Annotated in this window: 25 protein-coding genes and 1 pseudogene; 14 read left to right on the forward strand and 12 right to left on the reverse strand. The window is 63.3% G+C overall.

The genetic code is table 11. The features are described from left to right. Nucleotide 1: 1 nt before the first annotated feature. The 5 genes and pseudogenes from IPF76_RS15475 to IPF76_RS15495 all read left to right on the forward strand — a co-directional run bounded on the left by IPF76_RS15475 (nucleotide 2) and on the right by IPF76_RS15495 (nucleotide 4,149). Complete coding sequence (locus IPF76_RS15475) at nucleotides 2-1,276, forward strand: MFS transporter (RefSeq protein WP_293847373.1); 1,275 nt, start codon at nucleotides 2-4, stop codon at nucleotides 1,274-1,276. A 125-nt stretch (nucleotides 1,277-1,401) separates the two neighbouring features. Next, nucleotides 1,402-2,070 (forward strand): alpha/beta hydrolase, encoded by a 669-nt coding sequence (locus tag IPF76_RS15480; RefSeq protein ID WP_293845925.1) that lies wholly within the window; start codon nucleotides 1,402-1,404, stop codon nucleotides 2,068-2,070. Then, nucleotides 2,067-2,989: pseudogene (gene cysK / locus IPF76_RS15485) on the forward strand (cysteine synthase A). Before IPF76_RS15480 ends, cysK begins: the two are co-directional and overlap by 4 nt. Nucleotides 2,990-2,998: 9 nt before the next feature. Then, nucleotides 2,999-3,784 (forward strand): cell wall hydrolase, encoded by a 786-nt coding sequence (locus tag IPF76_RS15490; protein WP_293845928.1) that lies wholly within the window; start codon nucleotides 2,999-3,001, stop codon nucleotides 3,782-3,784. A gap of 8 nt (nucleotides 3,785-3,792) precedes the next feature. Continuing rightward, a complete protein-coding gene (locus tag IPF76_RS15495) occupies nucleotides 3,793-4,149 on the forward strand; it encodes a hypothetical protein (RefSeq protein ID WP_293845931.1) in 357 nt (118 codons plus the stop codon). Between the two features lie 45 nt (nucleotides 4,150-4,194). On the opposite strand, the gene IPF76_RS15500 is transcribed toward IPF76_RS15495, so the two are convergent. The 7 genes from IPF76_RS15500 to IPF76_RS15530 all read right to left on the reverse strand — a co-directional run bounded on the left by IPF76_RS15500 (nucleotide 4,195) and on the right by IPF76_RS15530 (nucleotide 11,387). Then, the gene (locus tag IPF76_RS15500; RefSeq protein WP_293845934.1) at nucleotides 4,195-4,494 is read right to left on the reverse strand and encodes a hypothetical protein; all 300 of its coding nucleotides are present in this window, start codon (nucleotides 4,492-4,494) and stop codon (nucleotides 4,195-4,197) included. A 322-nt stretch (nucleotides 4,495-4,816) separates the two neighbouring features. Continuing rightward, nucleotides 4,817-5,047, reverse strand: coding sequence for an excalibur calcium-binding domain-containing protein (locus IPF76_RS15505; RefSeq protein WP_293845936.1), 231 nt, complete (start codon nucleotides 5,045-5,047; stop codon nucleotides 4,817-4,819). Nucleotides 5,048-5,518: 471 nt separating this feature from the next. Beyond that, nucleotides 5,519-6,649, reverse strand: coding sequence for a zinc-binding dehydrogenase (locus IPF76_RS15510; protein ID WP_293845939.1), 1,131 nt, complete (start codon nucleotides 6,647-6,649; stop codon nucleotides 5,519-5,521). Nucleotides 6,650-6,841: 192 nt separating this feature from the next. Beyond that, a complete protein-coding gene (locus IPF76_RS15515) occupies nucleotides 6,842-7,582 on the reverse strand; it encodes a 3'(2'),5'-bisphosphate nucleotidase CysQ (RefSeq protein ID WP_293847374.1) in 741 nt (246 codons plus the stop codon). Nucleotide 7,583: 1 nt separating this feature from the next. Then, nucleotides 7,584-9,497 (reverse strand): sulfate adenylyltransferase subunit CysN, encoded by a 1,914-nt coding sequence (gene cysN, locus IPF76_RS15520; protein WP_293845942.1) that lies wholly within the window; start codon nucleotides 9,495-9,497, stop codon nucleotides 7,584-7,586. Then, nucleotides 9,497-10,444 (reverse strand): sulfate adenylyltransferase subunit CysD, encoded by a 948-nt coding sequence (gene cysD / locus IPF76_RS15525; RefSeq protein WP_293847375.1) that lies wholly within the window; start codon nucleotides 10,442-10,444, stop codon nucleotides 9,497-9,499. Before cysD ends, cysN begins: the two co-directional genes overlap by 1 nt. A gap of 40 nt (nucleotides 10,445-10,484) precedes the next feature. Next, nucleotides 10,485-11,387, reverse strand: coding sequence for a LysR family transcriptional regulator (locus tag IPF76_RS15530; protein ID WP_293845944.1), 903 nt, complete (start codon nucleotides 11,385-11,387; stop codon nucleotides 10,485-10,487). A 101-nt stretch (nucleotides 11,388-11,488) separates the two neighbouring features. Here IPF76_RS15530 and IPF76_RS15535 point away from each other — a divergent pair, with 101 nt between their 5' ends. From IPF76_RS15535 to IPF76_RS15570, 8 genes are read left to right on the forward strand one after another with little or no spacing between them, the layout of a single operon-like run. Then, entirely contained in the window at nucleotides 11,489-12,658 is a 1,170-nt protein-coding gene (locus IPF76_RS15535; RefSeq protein WP_293845947.1) for an isovaleryl-CoA dehydrogenase, read from the forward strand. Further along, entirely contained in the window at nucleotides 12,655-13,005 is a 351-nt protein-coding gene (locus IPF76_RS15540) for a hypothetical protein (RefSeq protein WP_293845949.1), read from the forward strand. Before IPF76_RS15535 ends, IPF76_RS15540 begins: the two co-directional genes overlap by 4 nt. After that, nucleotides 13,002-13,295 (forward strand): hypothetical protein, encoded by a 294-nt coding sequence (locus IPF76_RS15545; RefSeq protein WP_293845952.1) that lies wholly within the window; start codon nucleotides 13,002-13,004, stop codon nucleotides 13,293-13,295. The genes IPF76_RS15540 and IPF76_RS15545 overlap by 4 nt, the downstream gene beginning before the upstream one ends. Next, a complete protein-coding gene (locus IPF76_RS15550; RefSeq protein ID WP_293845954.1) occupies nucleotides 13,292-14,890 on the forward strand; it encodes a carboxyl transferase domain-containing protein in 1,599 nt (532 codons plus the stop codon). The genes IPF76_RS15545 and IPF76_RS15550 overlap by 4 nt, the downstream gene beginning before the upstream one ends. Before the next feature lie 5 nt (nucleotides 14,891-14,895). After that, the gene (locus IPF76_RS15555) at nucleotides 14,896-15,210 is read left to right on the forward strand and encodes a DUF3088 family protein (protein ID WP_293845957.1); all 315 of its coding nucleotides are present in this window, start codon (nucleotides 14,896-14,898) and stop codon (nucleotides 15,208-15,210) included. After that, complete coding sequence (locus tag IPF76_RS15560) at nucleotides 15,207-17,048, forward strand: acetyl/propionyl/methylcrotonyl-CoA carboxylase subunit alpha (RefSeq protein ID WP_293845960.1); 1,842 nt, start codon at nucleotides 15,207-15,209, stop codon at nucleotides 17,046-17,048. The genes IPF76_RS15555 and IPF76_RS15560 overlap by 4 nt, the downstream gene beginning before the upstream one ends. Further along, entirely contained in the window at nucleotides 17,048-17,503 is a 456-nt protein-coding gene (locus tag IPF76_RS15565; protein ID WP_293845963.1) for a MaoC family dehydratase, read from the forward strand. Before IPF76_RS15560 ends, IPF76_RS15565 begins: the two co-directional genes overlap by 1 nt. Then, nucleotides 17,500-18,351 (forward strand): CoA ester lyase, encoded by an 852-nt coding sequence (locus tag IPF76_RS15570; RefSeq protein WP_293845965.1) that lies wholly within the window; start codon nucleotides 17,500-17,502, stop codon nucleotides 18,349-18,351. The genes IPF76_RS15565 and IPF76_RS15570 overlap by 4 nt, the downstream gene beginning before the upstream one ends. Nucleotides 18,352-18,358: 7 nt before the next feature. On the opposite strand, the gene IPF76_RS15575 is transcribed toward IPF76_RS15570, so the two are convergent. From IPF76_RS15575 to hisI, 5 genes are all read right to left on the reverse strand, one after another. Then, nucleotides 18,359-19,870 carry a phospholipase D-like domain-containing protein gene (locus IPF76_RS15575; protein WP_293845968.1) on the reverse strand — a complete coding sequence of 504 codons (1,512 nt, stop codon included), beginning with the start codon at nucleotides 19,868-19,870 and terminating at the stop codon, nucleotides 18,359-18,361. Nucleotides 19,871-19,915: 45 nt separating this feature from the next. Continuing rightward, complete coding sequence (locus IPF76_RS15580) at nucleotides 19,916-21,718, reverse strand: acyl-CoA dehydrogenase C-terminal domain-containing protein (protein WP_293845970.1); 1,803 nt, start codon at nucleotides 21,716-21,718, stop codon at nucleotides 19,916-19,918. A 52-nt stretch (nucleotides 21,719-21,770) separates the two neighbouring features. Further along, nucleotides 21,771-22,202 (reverse strand): MerR family DNA-binding transcriptional regulator, encoded by a 432-nt coding sequence (locus tag IPF76_RS15585; RefSeq protein WP_088439096.1) that lies wholly within the window; start codon nucleotides 22,200-22,202, stop codon nucleotides 21,771-21,773. 66 nt (nucleotides 22,203-22,268) lie between these two features. After that, nucleotides 22,269-22,811, reverse strand: coding sequence for a hypothetical protein (locus tag IPF76_RS15590; RefSeq protein ID WP_293845974.1), 543 nt, complete (start codon nucleotides 22,809-22,811; stop codon nucleotides 22,269-22,271). Then, complete coding sequence (gene hisI / locus IPF76_RS15595) at nucleotides 22,795-23,175, reverse strand: phosphoribosyl-AMP cyclohydrolase (protein WP_293845976.1); 381 nt, start codon at nucleotides 23,173-23,175, stop codon at nucleotides 22,795-22,797. Before hisI ends, IPF76_RS15590 begins: the two co-directional genes overlap by 17 nt. 141 nt (nucleotides 23,176-23,316) lie before the next feature. Here hisI and purF point away from each other — a divergent pair, with 141 nt between their 5' ends. Further along, nucleotides 23,317-24,774, forward strand: coding sequence for an amidophosphoribosyltransferase (gene purF / locus IPF76_RS15600; RefSeq protein ID WP_293845979.1), 1,458 nt, complete (start codon nucleotides 23,317-23,319; stop codon nucleotides 24,772-24,774). Nucleotides 24,775-24,777 lie beyond the last annotated feature (3 nt).

A 24,777-nucleotide genomic window follows, 5' to 3' on the forward strand; every position in this document is an offset into this window, starting at 1 on the left:
CATGCCGGACGCGGCGCCCAAAGCCCCTTCGCCGCTCAGCTTTCCCGATTACCGCTATTTCTGGCTGGCGCGCTTCACCGCCGTCATGGCGACGATGGCGATGGTCGTCGTTATTGGGTACCAGCTCTACGACACCGCACGCACCGACTACGGCATGTCGATCCGCGAGGCGTCGTTTCAGCTCGGCCTGCTCGGGCTGGTCCAGTTTGTCCCGCTGGCGATCCTGACCCCCGTGGCGGGTTGGGTTGCCGACCGCTTCGAGCGGCGCAAGGTCGCGATTTTTGCCAATATGATCGACCTCGTCATCGCGGTCCTGCTCGGCTGGTTCACCTGGACCGACGGCCTGACCTTGCCGCTACTGTTCGCCCTCGCCGCGCTCCACGGGGTTGCGCGCGTTTTTGTCGGTCCCGCGATGAGCGCGATCGCACCCAATATCGTCCCGCCCGCCGTCCTGCCGCGCGCCATCGCGATGAGCAGCATCGCCTGGCAGTCGGCATCGGTGGTCGGTCCCGCCGCGGGCGGGCTGATCTACGCCGCGCACCCCGCGTCGGTCTATGTCTTCTCGGCCATTCTGCTCGCCGTATCGGCCTTCACGATCAGCCGCGTCCGCCCGGTGCTGCCACCGCCGACCGAAGTGCGCCGCCATCCGCTGCGCGAGATGGCCGACGGCCTGCAATTCACCTGGCGCGAACGCTTCCTGTTCGGGACGATCACGCTCGACCTGTTCGCCGTGATCCTGTCGGGCGCGACCGCGCTGCTGCCCGTTTACGCGCGCGACATCTTGCAGACCGGTTCGGAAGGACTTGGCTTCCTGCGCGCCGCCCCCGCGGTCGGCGCCGCAGTCGTCGCGCTCGGTCTCGCGTTCCGCCCGATCGAGCGCAACGTCGGGGTCAAGATGCTGTGGGCCGTCGCGGCGTTTGGCGCCGGCACAGTCGCATTCGGTTTCTCGACCAACGTCTTCCTCTCGCTCGGCTTGCTCGTGCTGATGGGGGCCGCCGACATGTTCTCGGTGTTCGTGCGCGGCACGCTGATCCAGCTCAACACCCCCGACCATATGCGCGGCCGCGTCAGCGCGGTGTCGGGACTGGCGATCTCGGCCTCCAACGAGCTCGGCGAAATGCGCGCCGGTTCGATGGCCGCGGCGCTTGGCCCGATTTCTGCGGTCGTTTTTGGCGGGGTCGCGGCGATCGGCGTCACTGCGCTGTGGGCGTGGCTGTTCCCCGAACTGCGCCGCGCCAGGACGTTCGCGCCGCAATTCAAACCGCAAGCGGACTAACCCGAACCATTCGCCGCATTTCACCGTCAGCCCGTCGAACGCCTATTGTCAATTTAATCGATTGAATTACTTTCCACTCACCCGTCACCGCGGTTCCCCTCTCTCCTTTCGTCGGAGTGACCGCCATGCATGACCTGACTATCCAGCATAAAATCCTGACCATCCCGGGCCTCAACAACAGCGGCCCGGCCCATTGGCAAAGCCTGTGGGAACGCCGCTTCGTCCATTGCGAACGCGTCGAGCTCGGCCAATGGGACGCCCCCGACAAGGACCTGTGGGTCGAGCGGATCGCCGCGGCGATCGACGCCGAACACGATCCCGTCCTGATCGTCGCGCACAGCCTGGGCTGCTACGCCTTCGCCCATTGGTTCGCCGGCGCCAGCAGCGTCGCGCGCGACCGCATCGTCGGCGCACTGCTCGTCGCGCCGCCCGATCTGACGCAATTGCGCGGCAAGCATCGCCTCGCCGGTTTCACCGATTCGCCCGCCTTGTCATCGCAGACGCCGATGATCGTCGTCGCCAGCGATGACGATCCCTATGCCAAGACCGCCTATGTCTGGCGGCTGTCGCGGCACTGGGACGCCCGCTTCGTCAACGCCGGACCGTTCGGGCATATCAATGCTGAGTCGGCCATCGGTGACTGGCCTTATGGACAGTATCTGCTCGCCTCGTTACAACCTGCGCCGACGCCGGCGCTGGCGGACGAGGCCCGCTGGCTCCGCGCTGGCGACTGGCCAAATCGCGTCCGCCGCGACCCGCGGTTCGAATTCAATGAAAGAGCGCACCGAACATGAAAGCCAATTCGATCCTCGATACCATCGGCAACACGCCGCACATCCGCATGGGTAAGCTGTTCCCCGACGCCGAAGTCTGGGTGAAGTCGGAGCGCAGCAATCCCGGCGGGTCGATCAAGGATCGTATCGGCCTTGCGATGATCGAGGCGGCCGAAGCCGACGGCAGCCTCAAGCCCGGCGGTACCATTGTCGAACCGACGTCGGGGAACACCGGTATCGGGCTGGCGATGGCCGCCGCGGTCAAGGGTTACAAGCTCGTCCTCGTCATGCCCGAAAGCATGTCGATCGAGCGCCGAAGGTTGATGCTCGCTTACGGCGCCACCTTCGACCTGACGCCGCGCGAGAAGGGCATGAAGGGCGCGATCGAGCGTGCGATCGAACTGGTCGAAACCACCCCCGGCGCGTGGATGCCGCAACAATTCGAAAATGAGGCCAATATCGACGTCCATGTCCGCACCACCGGGCCCGAAATCCTCGCCGACTTCAAGCGACACCCCTGATCGACGCGCTGATCACCGGGGTTGGCACCGGCGGCCACATCACCGGGACCGCGCAGTTCCTCAAACAGCATTGGCCGAACCTGAAAGTGTTCGCGGTCGAGCCCGAAGCCTCGCCGGTCATTTCGGGCGGCCAGCCCGCGCCGCACCCGATCCAGGGCATCGGCGCCGGCTTCATCCCGCGCAACCTCCACACCGACCTGCTCGACGGCGTGATCAAGGTCGACGCCGGCGCGGCAAAGGATTTCGCGCGCCGCGCTGCGACCGAGGAAGGCATGCTCGTCGGCATTTCGTCGGGCGCCACGCTCGCCGCCATCGCGCAGAAACTTGCTGAGCTTCCCGTCGGCAGCCGCGTCCTCGGCTTCAACTACGACACTGGCGAGCGCTATCTGTCGGTTCCCGATTTCCTCCCGGAGATCTGAGGACCATTCGTGCAACCCCATGACGATCAAGCGGCGTTGCCTATCGGGCGCGACTGGACGGGCTGGCTGTTCGTGCTGTTGGCGGCATTGGCAATCGGTGCGGTGCTGTTTGCCAGTGGCCGCAGTGGCGACGCCCTCAGCGTGCGCCCGCATCCCGTCGCGCCGCCTGCGGACGTCGTCCCCGATGTGCTGCCGATGGAGTTTGCACCCGTTGCCGAGGATGATGCGCGCGCCGCAAATGCGCAGATCGCGCTGATCACCAAGGGCTTCATCGCCGCGCGCCCCTTCATCTATGCCGGCAATGGCGACGCCAAACTTCGCGCCCGCGACTGCCTCGCTGCCGCGATGATCTACGAGGCGGGCGATGATGCTAAAGGGCAGCAAGCGGTCGGTCAGGTCATCATCAACCGCGCGCGCCACCCGGCCTTCCCGAAATCGATCTGCGGCGTCGTGTTTCAGGGGTCGGAGCGCACCACCGGCTGCCAGTTCACCTTCACCTGCGACGGCGCGCTGAATCGCCGCTACTCCGACGCCGCGTGGATCCGCGCGCAGGAGATTGCCGACATGATGCTCTCGGTGGCACCTATCCGCCGGTCGGCCTCGCCACCCATTATCACACCGACTGGGTCCGTCCCTATTGGAGCGACAGCCTCGAAAAGATCGCGATCGTCGACACCCACCTCTTCTTCCGCTGGCCGGGCTATTGGGGCACTGCGGGCGCGTTCCGCGGCGCGGTGTCGGGCAGCGACGGGCCGGTCGCGAAGCTTGCTGCTATCTCACCGCTGCACGCCATAGCGCTCGGCTTGCCAACCGAACTGGCGACCGGCGTCGATGCCAATGCCGCGGTCGGCGACGCGCGCGTCGTCGTCGGTGCGGGTGAAGCGACAGGCCGCGACACGATCTACACCCAACTCGACCGCCGCGCCGCGCCCGAAAGCTTCGTCACCACCGCACTGCGGCTGTGCGGCGAAAAACCCTATTGCAAGTTCATGGGCTGGACCAACCCGATGCTGAAACCCGACAGCGACGCAATGAGCGACACCCAGCGCGCCGCAATGACCTTTTCCTACCTGCGCGATGACAAGTCGGGATTCGAAAAGGCGCTGTGGAATTGCAGCGAGTACAAGCGCGATGATGTGCGGCAGTGCATGAAGCGGTAAGGCAGTTACAGGGGCTCGAACGACTAGTTTAGGGGGGAGCGGACGTCAGAATGGCGTCTGCCGCGCACCTGCTTCATAGTTGCTCAACTTTAGCTGATATGCGCGGCGGTAACGTTTTGCCTGCCTGTAACGGCTAATGGCTGTGAATAACAGGATCACCGCCGATGCCGCTGATAGAGCGGCCAATTCAGCTTGATTTTTCTGCCACATTTCATTGGCGATATATCCCGATGCAGCGGCAAAAAATATCAAAAATGCAATCCATAGACTTGTCGTGATTGCACGTTCAGGCGCAATCGGCCGACCGTTACGATCATCTAAGGCAATTTCATCGGAGCCGAGCATGCGGAAGATTTACAGTTTTGAGCAATGACCGCAACTGGTCGTTTCCGGCCATTGCCGCCATATCGGCGGCTTATGGCTGGTATGGGGTGGAGAGCAGGCATTAGAGCAGCCGACAGCCAATCTCCGCGAGGTGGATTAGGGGCCTGGGTCGTCAAAGACGAGTACGTTGTGTTGCTTCATTTGGGATGAGGCGAGTTGCTCGCCGCAGGCCGACGCGGCCAGTAGGCTAAGGCAAACTAAAGATCGAACTGGCGGCAACATCGCCGAACTATGGGATCAATTTAGAATGTCCGCAATCGGTCCGATTTCGGAACTACGACCGTCAGCGATAAGGCTCGCAAGCAATCCCGTCGTTGTCGCCATCCATGCCTTCCCGATATCCGGGCTCGCCTCGATAGATTGGTGCGGTGCCCGCCGCTCGTGCATCATTGCAGCCGCGCCAATAGTCGCCATCCTGAGGCGCGCTCCCGTGTAATGCCGGTATCGATCGCAAAGCGTTCTGCGGCCGAAAATGCTGCTGCCTTCTGCTCCGGTTTGGAGATTGCCCAGCCACCTCCCACAACAACCCCTAGCAGCCCAAACCCCAACAATGTGCCGCCTGCCGACGAACTGCGGCGAGGGCGTTGTAGGCGTCCGCGGTAATGCCGTGAGGGTTCGTGATAGCGTCGGGATTGTCTCATTCGACAACGGTAGCGAAAAATTGTGAATGATTGGTTTGGGGTGGGGAGCGGCCGTCACCAATAATCGTTGCACCCGCAAAGGCGGAGGCCGCAAACAGCCAATTCCTGCGTCGCTGTGTAAACCGAAAGCGGCCCCCGCCGTCGCGGGCGCGACGGCTAGCTTTGGTCTTTTGTTGCCGTTTATCATTCCGGACTTGTTCCGGTATCCACTGCGGCGCTGAGGTCTTGGCCCCCCGACAGAGTTCGGGGCAACGACTTAGCGTCATTGCCCCTCCGTCAGCGCTTCGCGCTGCCACTTCCCCATGGCTTCGCCACTGGGAGGATTAAGATCCAGAACGACTATCCTACGGCCGAATCAGATATTTCTCGCCCGTCCGCTTCGCATTATACGCATGCGCCACGTCCAGCGACAGCGCCTCGGTCAGCGAGATTTCATGGCTGTAGTGGCTCTTGAACGTCGTCGTCAGTTCATCGACGACGCGCGCCCGCAGCCGCAAATTGGTTTCCATCCCCGCCTTTTGCAGGAACGGCGTCAGCAGGAAGCCCGACAGCGACCAGGTCAGGCCGAACGCACGGTTGAGGATCGTCGGGCCAAGATCGAGCCCGCCATAGATATAGACCTGCTTGAACGTATCCGAACCATAGCGGCTGTACGTCGCCATCCGCTTTACCGCGGCGACTTCCATCGCCGACAGGATCTGTCCCGCCAGCTTGCCACCACCGATCGCGTCGAATCCGATCGTCGCGCCGGTCGCGACGATCGCCGCAACCAGTTGGTCGATGAAATCGTCGGCGCTGCTGTTAACGATATGCGTTGCACCAATGCTCTTGAGTATTTCGACCTGCGCGTCGCTGCGCACGATGTTGACTAGCGGAATGCCGTCCTTGGCGCAGATCTTGACCAGCATCTGGCCCAGGTTCGACGCCGCTGCCGTGTGGACGATGGCGCTATGCCCTTCGGCCTTCATCACCTCGGTGAAGGCAAGGCTCGTGAGCGGATTGACGAAGCACGACGCGCCATCCTTGGGATCGGTGCCGTCGGGCAGAACCATGCACATCTGCGCTGGCAGGCAGCGATATTCGGCAAAGATCTCGCCGCCGATCAGCGCGACGGTTTTGCCGAGCAGTGCCTGCGCCTCTGGCGAATCGCCCGCCGCGACCACGGTGCCGCAGCCTTCGTTGCCGATCGCCAGCGCTTCGCCGATGCGGCCGCCCATTGCGCGCATGCCGGCGGGCGGAATATCGGCGGTGATCTGCGGCAGGCCATCGCGGATCGAGGCACGCGCGGTCGACATATCGGCGCCGCCGAACAACAGTGCGAGATCCGACGGGTTGATCGGGGTCGCGAGAATCTGGACCAGCACCTCGTGCGACTTGGGCGTCGGCATCGGACGCCGTTCGAGCGATACCACCAGCTCGCCCTCGGGCTTGACGAGGGTCAGCATGGTGAGGTTGGTATCAGGCAGGTCGGTCATTGCGGGTCTCCCGTCGCTTTTCGGTTTCTTGATGCAACGGATTAGGGGGTGACGAAGCGGCTGGCAACCGCGGATGGGTCAGCGATCGATGAAAAAGGCAATCGTCGCCCCCGCGAAGGCGGGGGCCGCTGGCTGCCTCTCCAACGACTGAAACCTAAACCGATGACGGCCCCGCCTTCGCGGTGGCAACGTCTAATCCGGCGAATATGCCGCTGCCAGCCGCAAAACCTCGTCCGCCAATTCCATCCGGCAAATCAGCAAATCGGGCAAATAGGTATCCGCCGCATTATACTGGATCGCCGACCCATCGACGCGGCTGGCATGCAGGCCCGCCGCCTGCGCCACCGCAACGGGCGCGCAATTGTCCCATTCATACTGGCCGCCGGTGTGCAGATAGATGTCGGCCTCGCCGCGCACCACCGCCATCGCCTTGGCGCCCGCCGATCCCATCGCGAGCAGCTCGGCGCCGATCCGCTCGGCCACATACACGGCCTCGGCCGCGGGGCGTGTGCGGCTGACCAGCATCTTAAGCGGCTTATTCGCGGGCTGCAGCGGCATCGGCGCGCCCGAAGTCAACGTGATCCCCAACCCCGGCAACGCCACCGCGCCCACGCGCGCAACGCCATCGACCGCGAGCGCGACATGCACCGCCCAGTCGTCGCGCCCTTCGCCATATTCGCGCGTGCCATCGAGCGGATCGACGATCCAAACCCGGCGGTGCGCCAGCCGCGCCGCGCAGTCCTTTTCCTCTTCGGACAGGATCGCGTCATCGGGACGCGCCGCGCGCAATTCGTCGCACAACATCGCGTTGGCGGCTTCATCACCCGCCTGCCCCAGCGCCTTGCCCTCCAGCCCCTCCCTCCGCAGCGCCAGCAGGATCGCGCCCGCAGCGGTGGCGAGCCGTTCGGCCAGCTGCTCGTCGCTTTCGGTCATGTCAGCCAAGCAGCCGGTCGATGATCAGGTCCGCCGCTTCCTCCGGCGACATCGCCGTCGTGTCGATGCGGATCTCGGGGGTCTCGGGCGCCTCATACGGACTGTCGATGCCGGTGAAATTCTTGAGCTGCCCGGCGCGCGCCTTTTTATACAGGCCTTTGACATCGCGGCGCTCGGCTTCGGCGAGCGGGGTGTCGATGAACACTTCGATAAAATCGCCCTCGGGCAGCATCGAGCGCACCATGTCGCGCTCGACGCGGAAAGGCGAGATGAAGGCGGTGATCACGATCAGCCCAGCGTCGGTCATCAGCTTTGCAACCTCGCCAACGCGGCGGATATTTTCGATGCGGTCGGCTTCGGTGAAGCCGAGGTCACGGTTGAGCCCGTGGCGGACATTGTCGCCGTCGAGCAGGAAGCTGTGCCGGTTCATCCGGTGCAGGCGTTTTTCGACCAGATTGGCGATCGTCGACTTGCCCGACCCCGACAGGCCGGTGAACCACAGCAGCGCGGGTTTCTGATTTTTCAGGTTCGCGCGCATGTCGCGGCTGATGTCGCTCGCCTGCCAATGGACATTCTGCGCGCGGCGCAGGCTGAAGTGCAGCATCCCCGCGGCGACGGTCGCGTTGGTCAGCTTGTCGATCAGGATGAACCCGCCCAGCGTGCGATTGTCGGCATAGGCCTCGAACACGATTGGCTTGTCGGTCGACAGTTCGACGACGCCGATGCCGTTGAGTTCCAGCGTCTTGGCCGCAAGATGGTCGAGCGTATTGACGTTGATCTCATATTTCGGCTGCTGGACCGTCGCCGATACCGTCTGCGTCGCCAGCTTGAGCCAATAGGCGCGGCCCGCGATCATCGCCTCGTCGGCCATCCAGACGAGCGTCGCCTCGAACTGGTCCGCGGCCTCGGGCGGTGCGTCGGCGGCGGCGATGACATCGCCGCGCGAGCAATCGACCTCGTCGGCAAGTGTCAGCGTCACCGACTGGCCCGCGACGGCCTCATCAAGGTCTCCACCAATGGTGACAATGCGGTCGATTGTCGTGGTTTTGCCGCTGGGCAGGACACGCACCGCGTCCCCCGGCCTGACCGATCCGCCCGCAATCTGCCCCGAAAAGCCCCTAAAATCGAGGTTCGGACGATTGACCCATTGAACAGGAAAGCGAAAATCGGAATTTACGTCACGCTGCGCGGCAACTTCGACACCTTCCAGATGCTCGATCAGCGCCGGTCCCTTGAACCAGGGCATATTGTCCGACAGCGCGGTAATATTATCGCCTTTGAACCCCGAGATCGGGATCGCGGTGAAGTTGGTAATGCCGATCTCGCTCGCAAAGGCACGATAGCTCAGCAGAATCCGCTCGAATACGGCCTTATCGTAACCGACCAGGTCCATCTTGTTCACCGCGAGCACGATATGCTTGATGCCGATCAGATGCGCGAGATAGCTGTGCCGCCGCGTCTGGGTGAGCACGCCCTTGCGCGCGTCGATCAGGATGACCGCGAGGTCGGCGGTCGACGCGCCGGTGATCATGTTGCGCGTATATTGTTCATGCCCCGGCGTGTCGGCAACGATGAACTTGCGCTTCTCGGTGGTGAAAAAGCGGTAAGCAACGTCGATCGTGATCCCCTGCTCGCGCTCAGCAGCAAGGCCGTCGACGAGCAAGGCAAAATCGATCTCCTGCCCCTGTGTGCCCACCTTCCTGCTGTCCGTTTCGAGCGCGGCAAGCTGGTCCTCGAAGATCATCTTGCTGTCGTAAAGCAGCCGCCCGATCAGCGTGGATTTGCCGTCGTCAACCGATCCGCAGGTGATGAACCGCAGCAGCGATTTCTGCTGATGCTGCGCAAGATAGGCGTCGATATCCTCGGCGATCAGGGCGTCGGTGACGTAGATGGGAGCGTCTGCAGGATTTGGCATCAGAAATACCCCTCCTGCTTCTTCTTCTCCATGCTGGCGTCGCCGCCATCCTTGTCGATGATCCGTCCTTGCCTTTCGCTGGTGGTCGTCAGCAGCATTTCCTGAATCACTTCGCTGAGCGTCTTCGCCTCGCTCTCGACCGCGCCGGTCAGCGGATAACAACCCAGGGTGCGGAAACGCACCGAACGCTCGACGGGCGTCTCGCCGGGCAGCAAGGGAAAGCGATCGTCGTCGACCATCAGCAGCAAGCCGTCACGCTCCACCGTCGGGCGCGGCGCAGCGAAATAGAGCGGGACGATCGGGATATTTTCGCGCGCGATATATTGCCAGATATCGAGTTCGGTCCAGTTCGAGATCGGGAAGACGCGGATACTTTCGCCCTTGGCCTTCTTGGCATTGTAGAGGTTCCACAGCTCGGGGCGCTGCTTTTTGGGATCCCAGCCGTGGGTGCCGGTGCGGAAGGAAAAGATGCGTTCCTTCGCCCGGCTCTTTTCCTCGTCGCGCCGCGCACCGCCGAAGGCGACATCGAAACCATGGAGGTCGAGCGCCTGCTTCAATCCTTCTGTCTTCCACATGTCGGTATGCAGCGGGCCATGGTCGAACGGATTGATCCCGCGCTGCTTCGCCTCGGGGTTCTGATAGACGATTAGCTCCATGCCGCTCTCCGCCGCCATCCGGTCGCGCAGTTCGTACATCGCCTGGAACTTCCACGTCGTATCCACGTGCAGCAGCGGAAACGGCGGCGGCGAGGGATAGAAGGCCTTGCGCGCCAGATGCAGCATCACCGCGCTGTCCTTGCCGACGCTATACAGCATCACCGGCTTGACCGCGTCGGCCATCACTTCGCGCATGATATGGATGCTCTCGGCCTCGAGCCGGTCGAGATGGGTCAGCGTATCGGTCATGCCCCGCCCTTGCCGCCGCGGCGTGCGGCGATCAAGCTGTATGGCCTTTTGGCCATGCAAGCCAGACTTGTAAGGTGACGGCTCATGCGGCGGCGTCGACCCGGGTCCGGCGCCATTCTGCGGCGATGGCAGTCACGGTATCGCGGGCATGGGCCAGTCGCGGTGCGACGTCGGGCAATGCCGCCCACGCCGGATCGGCGATCAAGCCCAGTTCACGACGGAAATCATACCCCGCGACCTTGAGCGGAACGATGCCGTCGATCGCCAGCGACACCGGCGCGGTCGTGATGCCGATCCCGGCAGCGACCATCCGCAGACACCGCTCGTCGCTCTCGCTGCGCAGGGCAAAGCGCGGGCGCACACCGTGCCGCGTGAAGAAGCGACTGGTGGCATCGAGAAATTCACACGAGCGGCGCGCGATCATCGTTTCGGCGGCGAGTTCCTCGGGGCCGACCTCGATCCGCCCGGCGAGCGGATGATCGGTTGCGATGAACATCGCCAGCGGCTCTTCGTACAACGGCATTACCTGATCGCCGCGCTCGCCCGACCGCAGCGGGACCAGCGCCAAGTTGATGCGGCCGCTGCCCAGTGCTGCGCGAAGTTCGGATTCGCTGTTTTCGATCAGCTCGATGGCGAAGCTGGTTCGCAGCGCCGTGACGATCGCCTGCAAAAACTCCCCTGACACCGATCGGATCACCCCGAGCTTGAGTTCGGTCGCCTGGCGGTTGTCCTCGCGGCCGAAATCGTCGGCAGCGCGAAACCCGCGTTCCAGATCGCGCGCGATCGGCAGGAAACGACCGCCCGCTTCGGTAAGCCGGATCTGGCGTCGATTGCGGATGAACAGCGGCGTGCCGACCAGTTTTTCGAGCTCGGCAATCCCGCTCGACAGTGCCGGCTGGGTCACCCGGATCCGCGCCGCCGCTTGGGTAAAACTGCCCGCATCGACGGCGGCGAGAAACTGGCGGACATGGGCACGCTTAATCATAGATTTTACTTATGCCAAATCCCCTATCGTTTCAATTTCCATATGATCAATTTTTGGGGCAGTATCGCACACAGTCCCGCCCTCGATCGATAGGCCCATCCATGCGCGCAACCCCCGACTTCGATTTCGCGCTCGGCGAAACCGCCGACATGATCCGCGACACCACCGCACGCTTCGCCGACGACCAGATCGCACCGCTCGCTGCCAAAGCTGATGCCGAAGACTGGTTCCCGCGCGACGAACTGTGGACGCAGATGGGCGATCTCGGCCTACACGGCATTACCGTCGAGGAAGAGTTTGGCGGGCTTGGCCTCGGCTATCTGGAGCATGTGATCGCGGTCGAAGAAGTGTCGCGCGCCTCGGGCGCGATCGGCCTGTCCTATGGCGCGCATTCGAATCTGTGCGTCAACCAGATCCGCCGCTGGGGGCGTGCCGAGCAAAAGGCGAAATATCTCCCCAAGCTGATCAGCGGTGAACATGTCGGCAGCCTCGCGATGTCCGAAGCGGGCGCCGGCAGCGATGTCGTGTCGATGAAGCTGAAGGCTGAGCGGGTTCAGGGCGGTTACGTCCTCAACGGCACCAAATTCTGGATCACCAACGCGACGCATGCGGACACGCTCGTCGTCTATGCCAAGACCAGCCCCGAAGCGGGCTCGCGCGGCATCACCGCCTTCCTGATCGAAAAGGACATGCCGGGGTTCAGCATCGGGCAAAAGATCGACAAGGTCGGCATGCGCGGCTCGCCAACCGCCGAGCTCGTCTTCACCGATTGCGAAGTGTCCGAAGAACAGGTCATGGGACCGGCGAATGGCGGCGTCGGGGTGCTGATGTCGGGGCTCGATTATGAGCGCGTCGTGCTCGCCGGGCTCCAGCTCGGCATCATGCAAGCCTGCCTCGATACCGTCATTCCCTACGTTCGCGACCGCAAGCAATTCGGCAAGCCGATCGGCTCGTTCCAGCTGATGCAGGCGAAAGTTGCCGATATGTATGTCGCGCTCCAGTCGGCGCGGTCCTACGTCTATAATGTCGCCAAGGCTTGCGATGCCGGGCAGACGACGCGCTTCGACGCCGCGGGTTGCATCCTGCTCGCCAGCGAAAGCGCGGTGAAGGTCGCGGGCGAAGCGATCCAGGCGCTAGGCGGCGCGGGCTATACCAAGGACTGGCCAGTCGAACGCTATTGGCGTGATGCCAAGCTGCTCGACATCGGCGCCGGGACCAACGAGATCCGCCGGATGCTGATCGGCCGCGAGCTGATCGGCGCCGGCGCTTGATCTGGCTCTGGCTGTCGGCGGCCTTCATGGCGACGACGGCCCTGGTGCATGGCGCGCTGGGCGAGAAACGACTGATCCAGCCGCTCCTCGCGCTCAATCAGGGGATCATGGCGGTCGATCTGGCGCGCAAGGTGTTTCGCTTTGCCTGGCATGCGATGTCGGTGCTGATGCTGGTGTCCGCCGCCTCGGTCATCTGGCCGGGAACACCGCGCAACCTGATCCTGCTGATCGGTGCGGCGTGGACGGCGGTCGGTCTGGCCGATGGCTTTTACACCCGCGGGCGGCACATCGGCTGGCCGATCCTCACCGCGTCGGGCGTGTTCGCCATCCTGGGCGCGGCCGCGTGAACGACACGCTGCTCACCGCTCTGCAATATTATGGCGCGGCCGCGTCGACGCTCGCGGCGCTCATCGTCTCGCTCAACCTGGGCCGCCGCCGCACGGGCTGGGCCTTTGTCATCTTTGTCACGAGCAGCATTGCGTTGATCGCTTGGGGCTTTTTGCAACCCGATAGCGAGGGCATCGGTTGGCAGAATGTGGCGCTGCTGATCATCAATGCGATCGGCGTCTATCGTTACCTGATCCTGAAAGATGAACCGGGCGATCCGGACGACAAACGGGGAGAGACTTTACAGTGAGCGCACCGGTTCTTGGCACCAATGTCGATCCCGACAGCGACGAGTTTCGCACCCGCGCCGCGCATAATCGCGCCCTGAAGGACGAACTATGGGCGCGCGTCGCCGAAGCGGCGCTTGGCGGCAATGAGAAATCGCGCGAGCGGCACACCAGCCGCGGCAAGCTGTTGCCGCGCGAGCGGGTCGAACGGTTGCTCGATCCGGGTTCGCCGTTCCTTGAGATCGGCCAGCTCGCGGCAAACGACCTTTACGATGGCGAAGTGCCCGGCGCGGGGCTGATCTGCGGCATCGGCCGAGTCTCGGGGCGCCAGTGCATGATCGTGTGCAACGACGCGACGGTCAAAGGCGGCACCTACTATCCGTTGACGGTGAAAAAGCATCTGCGCGCGCAGGAAATCGCGCTCGAAAACCGCCTGCCGTGCATCTATCTTGTCGACAGCGGCGGCGCCAACCTGCCGCATCAGGATCAGGTGTTCCCCGACCGCGACCATTTCGGGCGTATCTTTTTCAATCAGGCCAATATGTCGGCGCGGCGCATCCCGCAGATTGCGTGCGTGATGGGCAGCTGCACCGCGGGCGGCGCCTATGTCCCTGCGATGAGCGACGAGACCGTGATCGTCCGCAATCAGGGGACGATCTTCCTCGCCGGTCCGCCGCTGGTCAAAGCCGCGACGGGCGAAGAAATCAGCGCCGAGGATCTGGGCGGCGGTGACCTGCACGCGCGGAGATCGGGCGTTGTCGATCATCTCGCCGAAAATGACGAACATGCGCTGACCATCGTGCGGGACATCATCAGCCATCTGGGCGCCGACACCGGGTTCAACGTCGCGCTGAAAGACCCGCGTCCGCCCAAATATGATCCCGAGCAGCTCTACGGCGTCGTCCCCGACGACGTCCGCGCGCCCTATGATGTCCACGAAGCCATCGCGCGCATCGTCGACGCCAGCGAGTTTCATGATTTCAAGGCCAATTACGGCAGCACGCTCGTCTGCGGCTTCGCGCATATCTGGGGTATCCCGGTCGCGATCCTCGCCAACAACGGCGTGCTGTTCAGCGAGAGCGCGGTCAAGGGCGCGCATTTCATCGAACTGGCGCAGCAACGCCGCATCCCCCTCCTCTTCCTCCAGAACATCAGCGGCTTCATGGTCGGCGGCAAATATGAGGCGGAGGGCATTGCCAAGCACGGCGCCAAGCTGGTGACCGCGGTCGCGACCGCGACGGTGCCCAAGGTTACCGTGCTGATCGGCGGCAGTTTTGGCGCGGGCAATTACGGCATGTGCGGGCGCGCCTATTCACCGCGTTTCCTGTTCACCTGGCCCAATGCGCGGATCAGCGTGATGGGGGGCGAACAGGCGGCGAGCGTGCTCGCGACCGTCCACCGCGACGCCGACAAATGGACTCCCGAGGAGGCCGAGGCGTTCAAGGCGCCGATCCGCCAGAAGTACGAGGACGAAGGCAACCCCTATCACGCAACCGCGCGGCTTTGGGACGACGGCATCATCGACCCCGCCCAGACGCGCGATGTGCTCGGGCTGGCCTTCGCGGCAACGCTGAACGCCCCGATCGAGGATCGTGGGTTCGGCGTGTTCAGGATGTGATGGCGATGAGCGGCAAACCCGATCGCCTGCTCCTTCTCGAGCGCGCGTTCGACGACCCGGCTTTTCCGGGTTCGACCTTCTATTGCCGCGATTGCATCCTGATCGAAGGCTTGCTCGCGATGTTCCCCGATCGCACCGCCAACCTCGAAGTGATCCGCGTACCTTGGCCGCGTCCGCGCCCGCTGGTCGTCGAGGCTATCGGCGAGGCGAACCAGAATCTTCCTGCTCTCGTCTTCTCCGACGGCGGGTTCGTGAACGACATCAATTCGCTGCTTGACGCTCTTCATTCCCGTCACGACTTTCCGGAACCTCATCCATGATCCAGTCTCTCCTCATCGCCAATCGCGGCGAGATCGCCTGCCGCATCATCCGCACCGCACGCGAGATGGGCATTCGCACCGTTGCGGTCTATTCGGACGCCGACGCCAAGGCGCTGCATGTCCGGCAGGCCGACGAGGTGGTGCATATCGGTCCGTCGCCGGCGCGCGAATCCTATCTGGTTGGCGAAAAGATCATCGCCGCCGCCAAAGCCTCCGGGGCGGAGGCGATCCATCCGGGTTACGGGTTCCTGTCCGAGAATGCCGCGTTCGCGCAGGCCGTCATCGACGCCGGGTTGATTTGGGTCGGTCCCAACCCCTCGTCGATCACCGCGATGGGGCTGAAGGATGCCGCCAAGAAACTGATGGCCGAAGCCGGAGTGCCGGTAACCCCCGGCTATATGGGCGAAAATCAGGACGCCCCCTTCCTCGCCGAACGCGCCGCTGAAATCGGCTATCCGGTGCTGATCAAGGCCGTCGCAGGCGGCGGCGGCAAGGGGATGCGCAAGGTCGATGCCGCAGCGGATTTCATCGACGCGCTCGCCTCCTGCCAGCGCGAGGCGGCGGCGTCGTTCGGCAACGACCATGTGCTGATCGAGAAATATATCCTGACCCCGCGCCATATCGAGGTGCAGGTGTTCGGCGACACCCACGGCAATGTCGTCCATCTTTTCGAACGTGATTGTTCGCTGCAACGCCGCCACCAGAAGGTGATCGAGGAAGCCCCGGCTCCGGGCATGGACGAGATCACCCGCGAAGCGCTGTGCGCCGCCGCGGTGCGCGCAGCGCAGGCGGTCGGCTATGTTGGCGCCGGAACGATCGAATTCATCGCCGACGCCAGCGAAGGCCTGCGCGCCGACCGCATCTGGTTCATGGAAATGAACACCCGGCTGCAGGTGGAGCATCCGGTGACCGAGGAGATCACCGGGGTCGATCTGGTGGAGTGGCAGCTGCGGGTAGCGAGCGGTGAGCCACTGCCGCTGCGACAGGACGAGCTGTCGATCAACGGCTGGGCGATGGAAGCGCGGCTTTATGCGGAAGATCCCGCAAAGGGATTCCTGCCCTCGATCGGCACGCTCGAACTGTTCCAGCTTTCCGAGCACCTCGGCCGCGTCGATACCGGCGTCTATGAAGGCGCCGAAGTTTCGCCCTTCTATGACCCGATGATTGCCAAGGTCATCGCTTATGGCGAGGATCGCGAGGAAGCGCGCGAGCTGCTGTCGGAAATGCTGGAGGACAGCGCGATCTGGCCGGTGAAGACAAATTCGGCCTTCCTGATTAACGCTCTCGCTCACAACGACTTCGTAACTGGCACCGTCGATACGGGACTCATCGCCCGCGATGGCGATGCGATGACCGAAGAGCCCGCTCCCACGATCGAAGCCCTTACCAACGCCGCAATGGCGATCGTTCCGCGCTCGCTGCACGCGGGTTTCCGTCTTAACGCACCCGACGTGCGCTCTGCGGTCTTTATGCTCGATGGAAAGCGTATTGAGGTCGAACTGCACGGCCCCGGCACTGACGATCCGGCGCCCGCCATGCTCGTCGCCGAGAGCGGTTCCGTGTGGCAACTCACCACTTGGCGCGCTGCGGGCAGCGCGGGCGGAGCAGCTGGCGACGGCGCCATTCTTTCCCCCATGCCCGGCAAGGTCATTGCGGTAGAGGTCGCAGCGGGTGACACAGTGAGCAAAGGCCAGAAACTGCTCACCCTTGAAGCGATGAAGATGGAGCATAGCCTGACCGCGCCGTTCGACGGCGTAGTGGCCGAGCTTAATGCGACACCGGGCGCGCAGGTGCAGGTCGAGGCATTGCTCGTGCGGATCGAAAAGGAAGACGCATAATGGCCGGTAGATATTTCGACGAATGGCAAATCGGCGACATGCTGACCCACGACATCCGCCGCACGGTGACCGAGACCGACAATCTGCTGTTCACGGTGATGACGCACAATCCGCAGCCGCTGCATCTCGACATCGAGGCGGCGAAGGCGTCGGAGTTCGGTCAGATCCTCGTCAACGGCACATTTACGTTCAGCCTGATGGTCGGGCTGTCGGTCGGCGACACGACGCTCGGCACGCTCGTTGCGAACCTGGGCTATGACAAGCTGGTGATGCCCAAGCCGGTGTTTATCGGCGACACGCTGCGCGCGGAGAGCGAAGTCATCGGGCTGAAGGAATCGAAATCGCGGCCGAACGCCGGGATCGTGACCTTCCGCCACCGCTGCATCAACCAGCGCGATGAACTTGTCTGCCAGTGCGAGCGTTCTACACTTGTCCTGCGGAAGGCCAGCACATGAGACTACGTTCCCTCCTCTTCGTCCCCGGCGACCGCCCCGAACGCTTTGCCAAGGCGGCGGCATCGGGGGCGGACGCGATCATCCTCGATCTGGAGGATTCGGTGTCACTCGCGAACAAGGATGCGGCGCGCCATGCGATTGCCGATTATCTGGCTGGCGCGCGCGAAGTCGTCACCTTGGTGCGCGTCAATCCGCTCGATGGACATATGACCGCCGCCGATGTCGCCGCGATCATCGCCGCACGCCCCGATGCGATCATGTTGCCAAAGGCCGAAGGCGCGCCGAGCATCGCGCAGCTCGATTTGATTTTGCGCAGCGAAGGCGCGGCCGACGCATCGCTGCCCCCCATCCTGCCGATCGCGACCGAAACCGCCGCGGCGATCTTCAACCTGGGCAGCTACCGCGAGACGAAGGACCGTCTGCTTGGGCTGACCTGGGGCGCCGAAGACCTGCCCGCCGCGATCGGAGCGACGGCTAGTCGCGAAACTGACGGCAGCTACACTGCGCCCTATGACGTCGCCCGCGCGCTGACGCTGTTTGCCGCCCACGCCGCTGGCGTCGCCGCCATCGACACTGTGTTCCCAGCGATCAAGGACGAAGCAGGGCTTGCTGCTTATGCGGCGCGAGCACGGCGCGACGGGTTTACCGGCATGATGGCGATCCATCCGTCGCAGGTTGAACCGATCAACGCCGCCTTCACGCCCAGCTCCGACGAAGTATCGCGCGCGCAGGCGATCGTTGATGCCTTCGCCGCCAGTCCGGGGGTCGGGGTGCTGCAGGTCGATGGCAAGATGGTCGATGCCCCGCACCTCAAACAGGCGAAGCATATTCTGTCGCTTGCAGACTAAGCGCTCGTCAGCCTTTTTTGCGCCGGAAAGGCCGGTGCCGCTTCGTCCAATCGCGCCCGCGGTGCCAGCTCTTTTTGAGCCCGCGCTCGGTAAAGCTTTCGAACATCGCATCAGGGCTGGTCGGGTCGAGCACTTCGTTGTTGGCAATGAATTCGTCGAGCGGTCCAGGGGCGACCAGATCGAGCAGTTCGAGCGAGCGACCGTCGCCGCGCATGGATTCGATCGTTTCGATCAATGATCCGGTACGCTCGAACGTCGCTGCGATATCTTTCTCGGTCACGCCCAAATGCTCGGCCATCAGGGACTCGCGAAGTCGCGCGATGACCGGCTCGACGCCCTTGTTCGCTGCCAGCGCCGCATCGATCGTGACGTCGCATTCGCTGTCGAGCCCCATCGACCGGTTGTTCAGGTTCGACGATCCGATCCGCAGCAAGCGGTCGTCGACGATCGCGGTCTTGGCGTGGACATAGATGGGGTCGCCGCCCTTGGTATGCGGAACATAGACTTTCAGTCGGTCACCGTGCCGCGACTTGGCGATCGAGCGGACGAGTTGCACCCGCGCCGCGTCCATCGCCATCTGTTCGAGCCACCCGTCAGCCGTGAGCGGCATGACCATGACAAATTCGGGCGGATCGTCTTCGTCGAGCCGCGCCGCAATCGCCGCGGCGATCGCGCCGCTGGTGAAATATTGATTCTCGAAATAGATGAAGCGCTGCGCCCCGGCAATCATGTCGAGATAGAGCTGCGCATTCTCGCGCACCTCTTCGCGGCCATCATGTTTCGCGCTGTTGCGTGAGATGGCGACATCGACATCTTTGAAATCGGCTTCCAAATCGTCCGGCCAGTTCTCGCCCGCCCCACTCAGGTCACGGAGCGGCTTGTTCGTCGCGCGTTGCCAGCGTTCGTTGCCGAGTTCCGCGAGCGCGGTTCCGATCGGTCCCGACAGGATCATCGTCGAATCGTGCCAGGGCATATAGCGTTTGCCGTTGGGGCCGGTGCGCCGCGGGTCGTCGTCGACATGCTCGCGCGTGTCCCACCGCGTCGAACTGACATCGATACCGCCGCATACCGCCAGATGATCGTCGAACACCGCGACCTTCTGATGGTGGCTGCACCCGACCGGGTGCGCGCTGTCGAGCCGGAAACTGATCGATTTGGTCATTTTCCAGCGCAGGATCATCGCCACGATCGATGGCACAAACAGATGTTTCAGCCCGCCGAAGTTCCAGCGTAAAATGTCGATGTCGCGCTTCGGCTGGTCCTTGGCGAGGCGAAGCAGATAATGGCCGAGCGATTCGCCTTTGCCCTGTTCGTCGGGGATTAACGGAATGCGCGGATCGAAGTCCCACCCGATCAGCAGGATCCGTTCCTGAGCGCCCGCCATCAACCGTTCGAGGAGTGCATAATAATCGGCGGCATCGACGATCATTCGCGCCTTGTTGGCGCGTTCGATGCGCCAGCAGTTTCGCCCTTCGACGACGATGGGGACCAAGGTCTGCGGGCGTTCGGGGTCGCTCATCGCCGACGCCACGCATGGCGGCGGCGATCGTTCCATCGGGCGCGATCAGGCGGCGTAAAATTGTTCCGGGGCCAGCGCCATCATCGCTTCGCTGCCCGCTTCGATCTTGCGGCGCAGCGACCCGGCGTCGGGCAGGAACCGTTCGCCAAAGTGGCGCGCGGTGACGAGCTTGGCTTCAAGGAACGCCTTGTTGCCGCGCCCTTCGGCGAGCGCCTTCTGCGCCGCTTCGGCCATCATCAGCCACATCGAGCCCAGCGCGACGATCCCCATGATGTGCATATAGTGATGCGCACCGGCGCCGATATTGTTCGGGTTCGCCATACCGTTCTGCATGAACCACATCGTCGCGGCCTTGAGTTCGCCGTTCGCTTTTTCCAGCCGCGCGGCAAAGTCGGCGAGCGCTTCATTGTCCTTGGCGCGCGCGCATTCGGCGTCGATGATCGCAAAAAAGGCCTGGATGGCACGACCGCCGTTCTGCGCCAGCTTGCGCCCGACCAAGTCCATCGCCTGGACGCCGTTCGCGCCTTCGTAGATCATCGTGATGCGGGCATCGCGGACATATTGGCTCATGCCCCATTCTTCGATGTAGCCGTGGCCGCCGAACACCTGCTGCGCGTTGGTCGCGACGTCATAGCCCTTGTCGGTGCCATAGCCCTTGATCACCGGGGTGAGCAGGCTGACGAGGTCGTCGGCCTGCTGGCGCTCTTCCTCGGTCTCGGCAACGTGCGCCAGATCGACCTGCAAGGCGCCCCACAGGCACAGCGCACGCAACCCTTCGACGGTGGCCTTGGCATCCATCAGCATGCGGCGGACGTCGGGATGGACGAACAGCGGATCGGCTTTTTCCTGCGGGTCGGCCGGACCGGTGAGCGCGCGGCCCTGACGGCGATCCTGCGCATAGCGTACCGCATTCTGGAACGCGATGTCGGCCTGACCCAGCCCCTGAATGCCGACGCCAAGCCGCGCGGCGTTCATCATCACGAACATCGCGGCGAGGCCTTTGTTCTCCTCGCCGACCATCCAGCCTCGCGCGCCATCATAGTTCATCACGCAGGTCGAATTGGCATGGATGCCCATCTTGTGCTCGATCGAGCCGCATTGCAGCGCGTTGTGCTCACCCAGTGATCCGTCTTCGTTGACGAGGAACTTCGGTACAATGAACAGCGAGATGCCCTTGACGCTGTCGGGCGCATCGGGGGTCTTGGCGAGCACCAGGTGGATGATGTTGTCGGTCAGGTCATGCTCGCCCGACGAGATGAATATCTTGGTTCCGGTGATCGCATGGCTGCCGTCACCATTCGGCACCGCCCGGGTGCGGATCAGACCAAGGTCGGTGCCGCAATGCGGCTCGGTGAGGTTCATCGTCCCGCCCCATTCGCCCGAAATCATCTTGGGTGCATAAAGGGCCTTCTGCTCGTCCGACCCCTTGACGAGAATTGCCGCAACCGCGGCTTGGGTCAGCCCCGGGTACATCGCAAAGGCCTGGTTGGCGGCCATGCGATATTCCTCCACCGGAAAACCGACAATATGCGGCAGTCCTTGCCCGCCAAATTCCTCCGGCTGGGTCAGCAGCGTCCAGCCGGCTTCGCAATAGGCCTTGTAAGCCTCCTTGAAGCCCTTCGGCGTCGTCACCGATCCGTCGTTGTGGCGCGTGCAGCCCTCCAGATCGCCCGACTGGTTGATCGGGAACAGCACTTCCTCACAGAATTTGCCAGCCTCGGTCAGCACCGCCTCGATCATGTCGGGGGTCGCATTAGCGAAACCGGGCAGCTTCGCGTAGCGCTCGACCCCGAGCACATCATTGAGGAGGAAAAGGCTGTCTTGCACGGGGGCGCGATAGACGGGCATGGGAAATCCTTCTGAAAATCAGCTTCGCAATGTCACTTGCCTGGGGAGAGGCTCAACCGACCTTCTGGCCGGCGTCGACTTTCTTCACCATATCGATGAACCGCGACAGTTCTTCGACAGCGCTGTCGATGTCGTCCCGCTGCCGCTGCAACAAGCCGATGCGCTGTTCGCATTTCTCGATCGTCACCTGGCGCTGCAGCTTGCGGCCGTCGCCGACGTCGTACAGGTCGATCATTTCGCGAATGTCGGCCAGGCTGAACCCCGTTCGCTTGGCGCGCAGGATCCACGCCAGCCGCGCCCGGTCACGTTTCGAATAGATGCGCGACAATCCCTTGCGCGACGGGCTGATCAGCCCTTCATCCTCATAGAAACGCAGCGCACGCGCGGTGACGCCGAACTCGGTCGACAAGTCGGTGATGCTGAATTGTTCGCGCCCCAGATGATCGGGCGTATCGATATGGGCGTGGCCATATGGTTCGGTCATGCCGCTGAAACTAGTTTCCGTTGACGTGAACGTCAAGACCGGCAAATCGGGGCGCATTGAGCGAGCTCAGACCCCGCAAGGTTGTTGCATATTGCCTTGTCGATCGCGGATCTGCAAGCCCCGCGCATCGTCCACCGACCAGCTGGCGCGCGGCAGTCGCAAACCCGAAAGCGACACACGTGCTGGACACAATTTCTTGCATTGGGGCGGCAGGCTGCCCGGGAGGCGCAGCTCTTCCTCCTCTTCCCGCACCAACACGTCGCAGTCTTCCGCCCCGGCGAAACGCATGCGCCACCCTTCGCCTTCGCGCGCCATCGTTCCGCTGGCCGAACAGGACAAGGTGGTCCCAAAAGCCGCCGTGACCGCAAACCGCCACTGCCCCGGTCCGTCGGGAACGACACACATCGCATCGCGGCCCAGATCGTGCGAGCGTTCGAACACACCGACCGGCGTCTCGGCGTCCGGATTCACGACCCTGCGTTCGCGCGCGGCGATTTCCAGCGGGCTGTCGGCGTCGATCCCCTGCCCGCTCCGATCCGGCGCAGGCCGCTCACACCCGCCGATTAGCAGGATGCCCAGCACCAGTGCGAGCTTAGCTCTGCGCATCATCGTCCAGAAACGTCAGAGCGCCGTCCGCTTCGACCCGGCGATAAAAGCACGACCGGCGCCCGGTATGGCAAGCCGGGCCGGCGGGTATCACACGCAGCAACAACGCATCCTGATCGCAGTCGACGCGCATCTCGACCAGCGTCTGCCCGTTGCCCGACGTCTCGCCCTTGCGCCACAGCGCCGCGCGCGATCGCGACCAGAAATGCGCCTGCCCCGTCGCCTGCGTTAGCTCGATCGCCTCGGCATTCATATGCGCGACCATCAGCAGCACGCCGGTTTCGGCATCGATGACGATTGCGGTTACCAGTCCCGCTGCGTCAAAACGCGGGAGGAAATGATCAGTGGCGTCGCGGTGGTCGTCCATGCCCCGCGCTTTAGAGCAGGTGCAGAGCTGCTGTCACCCCGTCGTTGACGCCCACCATGACAATATCGTGAATAGGGGGGCGACATTTGCGTTTGCCGTCCCTATATGCGCGCCAGTCACTGCCCTCGCTGCTGGACCATCATGCTCACCACAAACCCTTTCGACGACGACAAGCTCCGTGAGGAGTGCGGCGTCTTTGGTATTCACGGCGCCGACAGCGCCGCCGCGGTTGTCGCGCTCGGCCTGCATGCCTTGCAGCACCGGGGCCAGGAGGCCGCGGGGATCACCGCCTTCGACGGCAAGGAATTCCACACCCACCGTGCGATGGGCCATGTCGCGGGCAATTTCGACCGCGACGAGATCATGCGCCAGTTGCAGGGCGGATCGTCGGTGGGGCATGTCCGCTACTCGACGACCGGCGAGACCGCGCTGCGCAACGTCCAGCCGTTGTTTGCAGACCTGTCGACCGGCGGTTTCGCGGTGGCGCATAATGGCAATATTTCCAACGCGACAGCGCTCAAAAAGGTGCTCGTCCGCCGCGGTTCGATCTTTCAGTCGACCAGCGATACCGAGGTGATCATCCACCTCGTCGCGACGTCGAGCTATCGTTCGCTGCTCGACCGGTTCATCGACGCGCTGAAGCAGGTCGAGGGTGCCTATTCGCTGATCTGCCTGACTGCCGAGGGGATGATCGGCTGCCGCGACCCGCTCGGTATCCGTCCACTGGTTATCGGCAAGCTCGGCGACGCGCATATTCTGGCATCAGAAACCGTCGCCCTCGACGTCGTCGGTGCCGAATTCGTCCGCTCGGTTGAACCGGGCGAACTGGTAATCGTCCGCGACGGCCAGCTCACCACGCACCGCCCCTTCGCCGCGCAATCGGCGCGGCCGTGCATCTTCGAATATGTCTATTTTTCGCGGCCTGATTCGATCGTCGATGGCACCAGCGTCTATTCGGTTCGCAAGGCCATCGGCGCCGAACTGGCGCGCGAAAACCCTGTCGATGCCGACCTGATCATCCCGGTCCCCGATTCGGGAACGCCCGCCGCGATCGGCTATGCGCAGGAATCGGGTATCCCGTTCGAACTCGGTATCATCCGCTCGCACTATGTCGGCCGCACCTTCATCCAGCCGGGCGACAAAGTCCGCCATTTGGGCGTCAAGCTGAAGCACAACGCCAACCGCGCGCTGATCGCCGGCATGCGGATCGTGCTGATCGATGATTCGATTGTGCGCGGCACGACCAGCCTGAAGATCGTCCAGATGATGCGCGATGCCGGCGCTGCCGAAGTCCATATGCGCATCGCCAGTCCGCCGACGCAGCACAGCTGCTTCTATGGCGTCGACACCCCCGAACGCGCCAAGCTGCTCGCGGCGCAGATGACCGTCGGCCAGATGGCAAATTTCATCAACGCCGACAGCCTGTCGTTCGTCACCATCGACGGCCTCTACCGCGCGCTGGGCGAAGCAAAGCGCACCGACGACGCCCCGCAATATTGCGATGCCTGCTTTACCGGCGATTATCCCACCACGCTCACCGATTTCGACGAGCATGGGTTAGAGGACCAATTTTCACTGCTTGCCGAACGAGTTGTCTGACAT

It is taken from the genome of Sphingopyxis sp. (assembly GCF_016704835.1).
Taxonomy (GTDB): domain Bacteria; phylum Pseudomonadota; class Alphaproteobacteria; order Sphingomonadales; family Sphingomonadaceae; genus Sphingopyxis.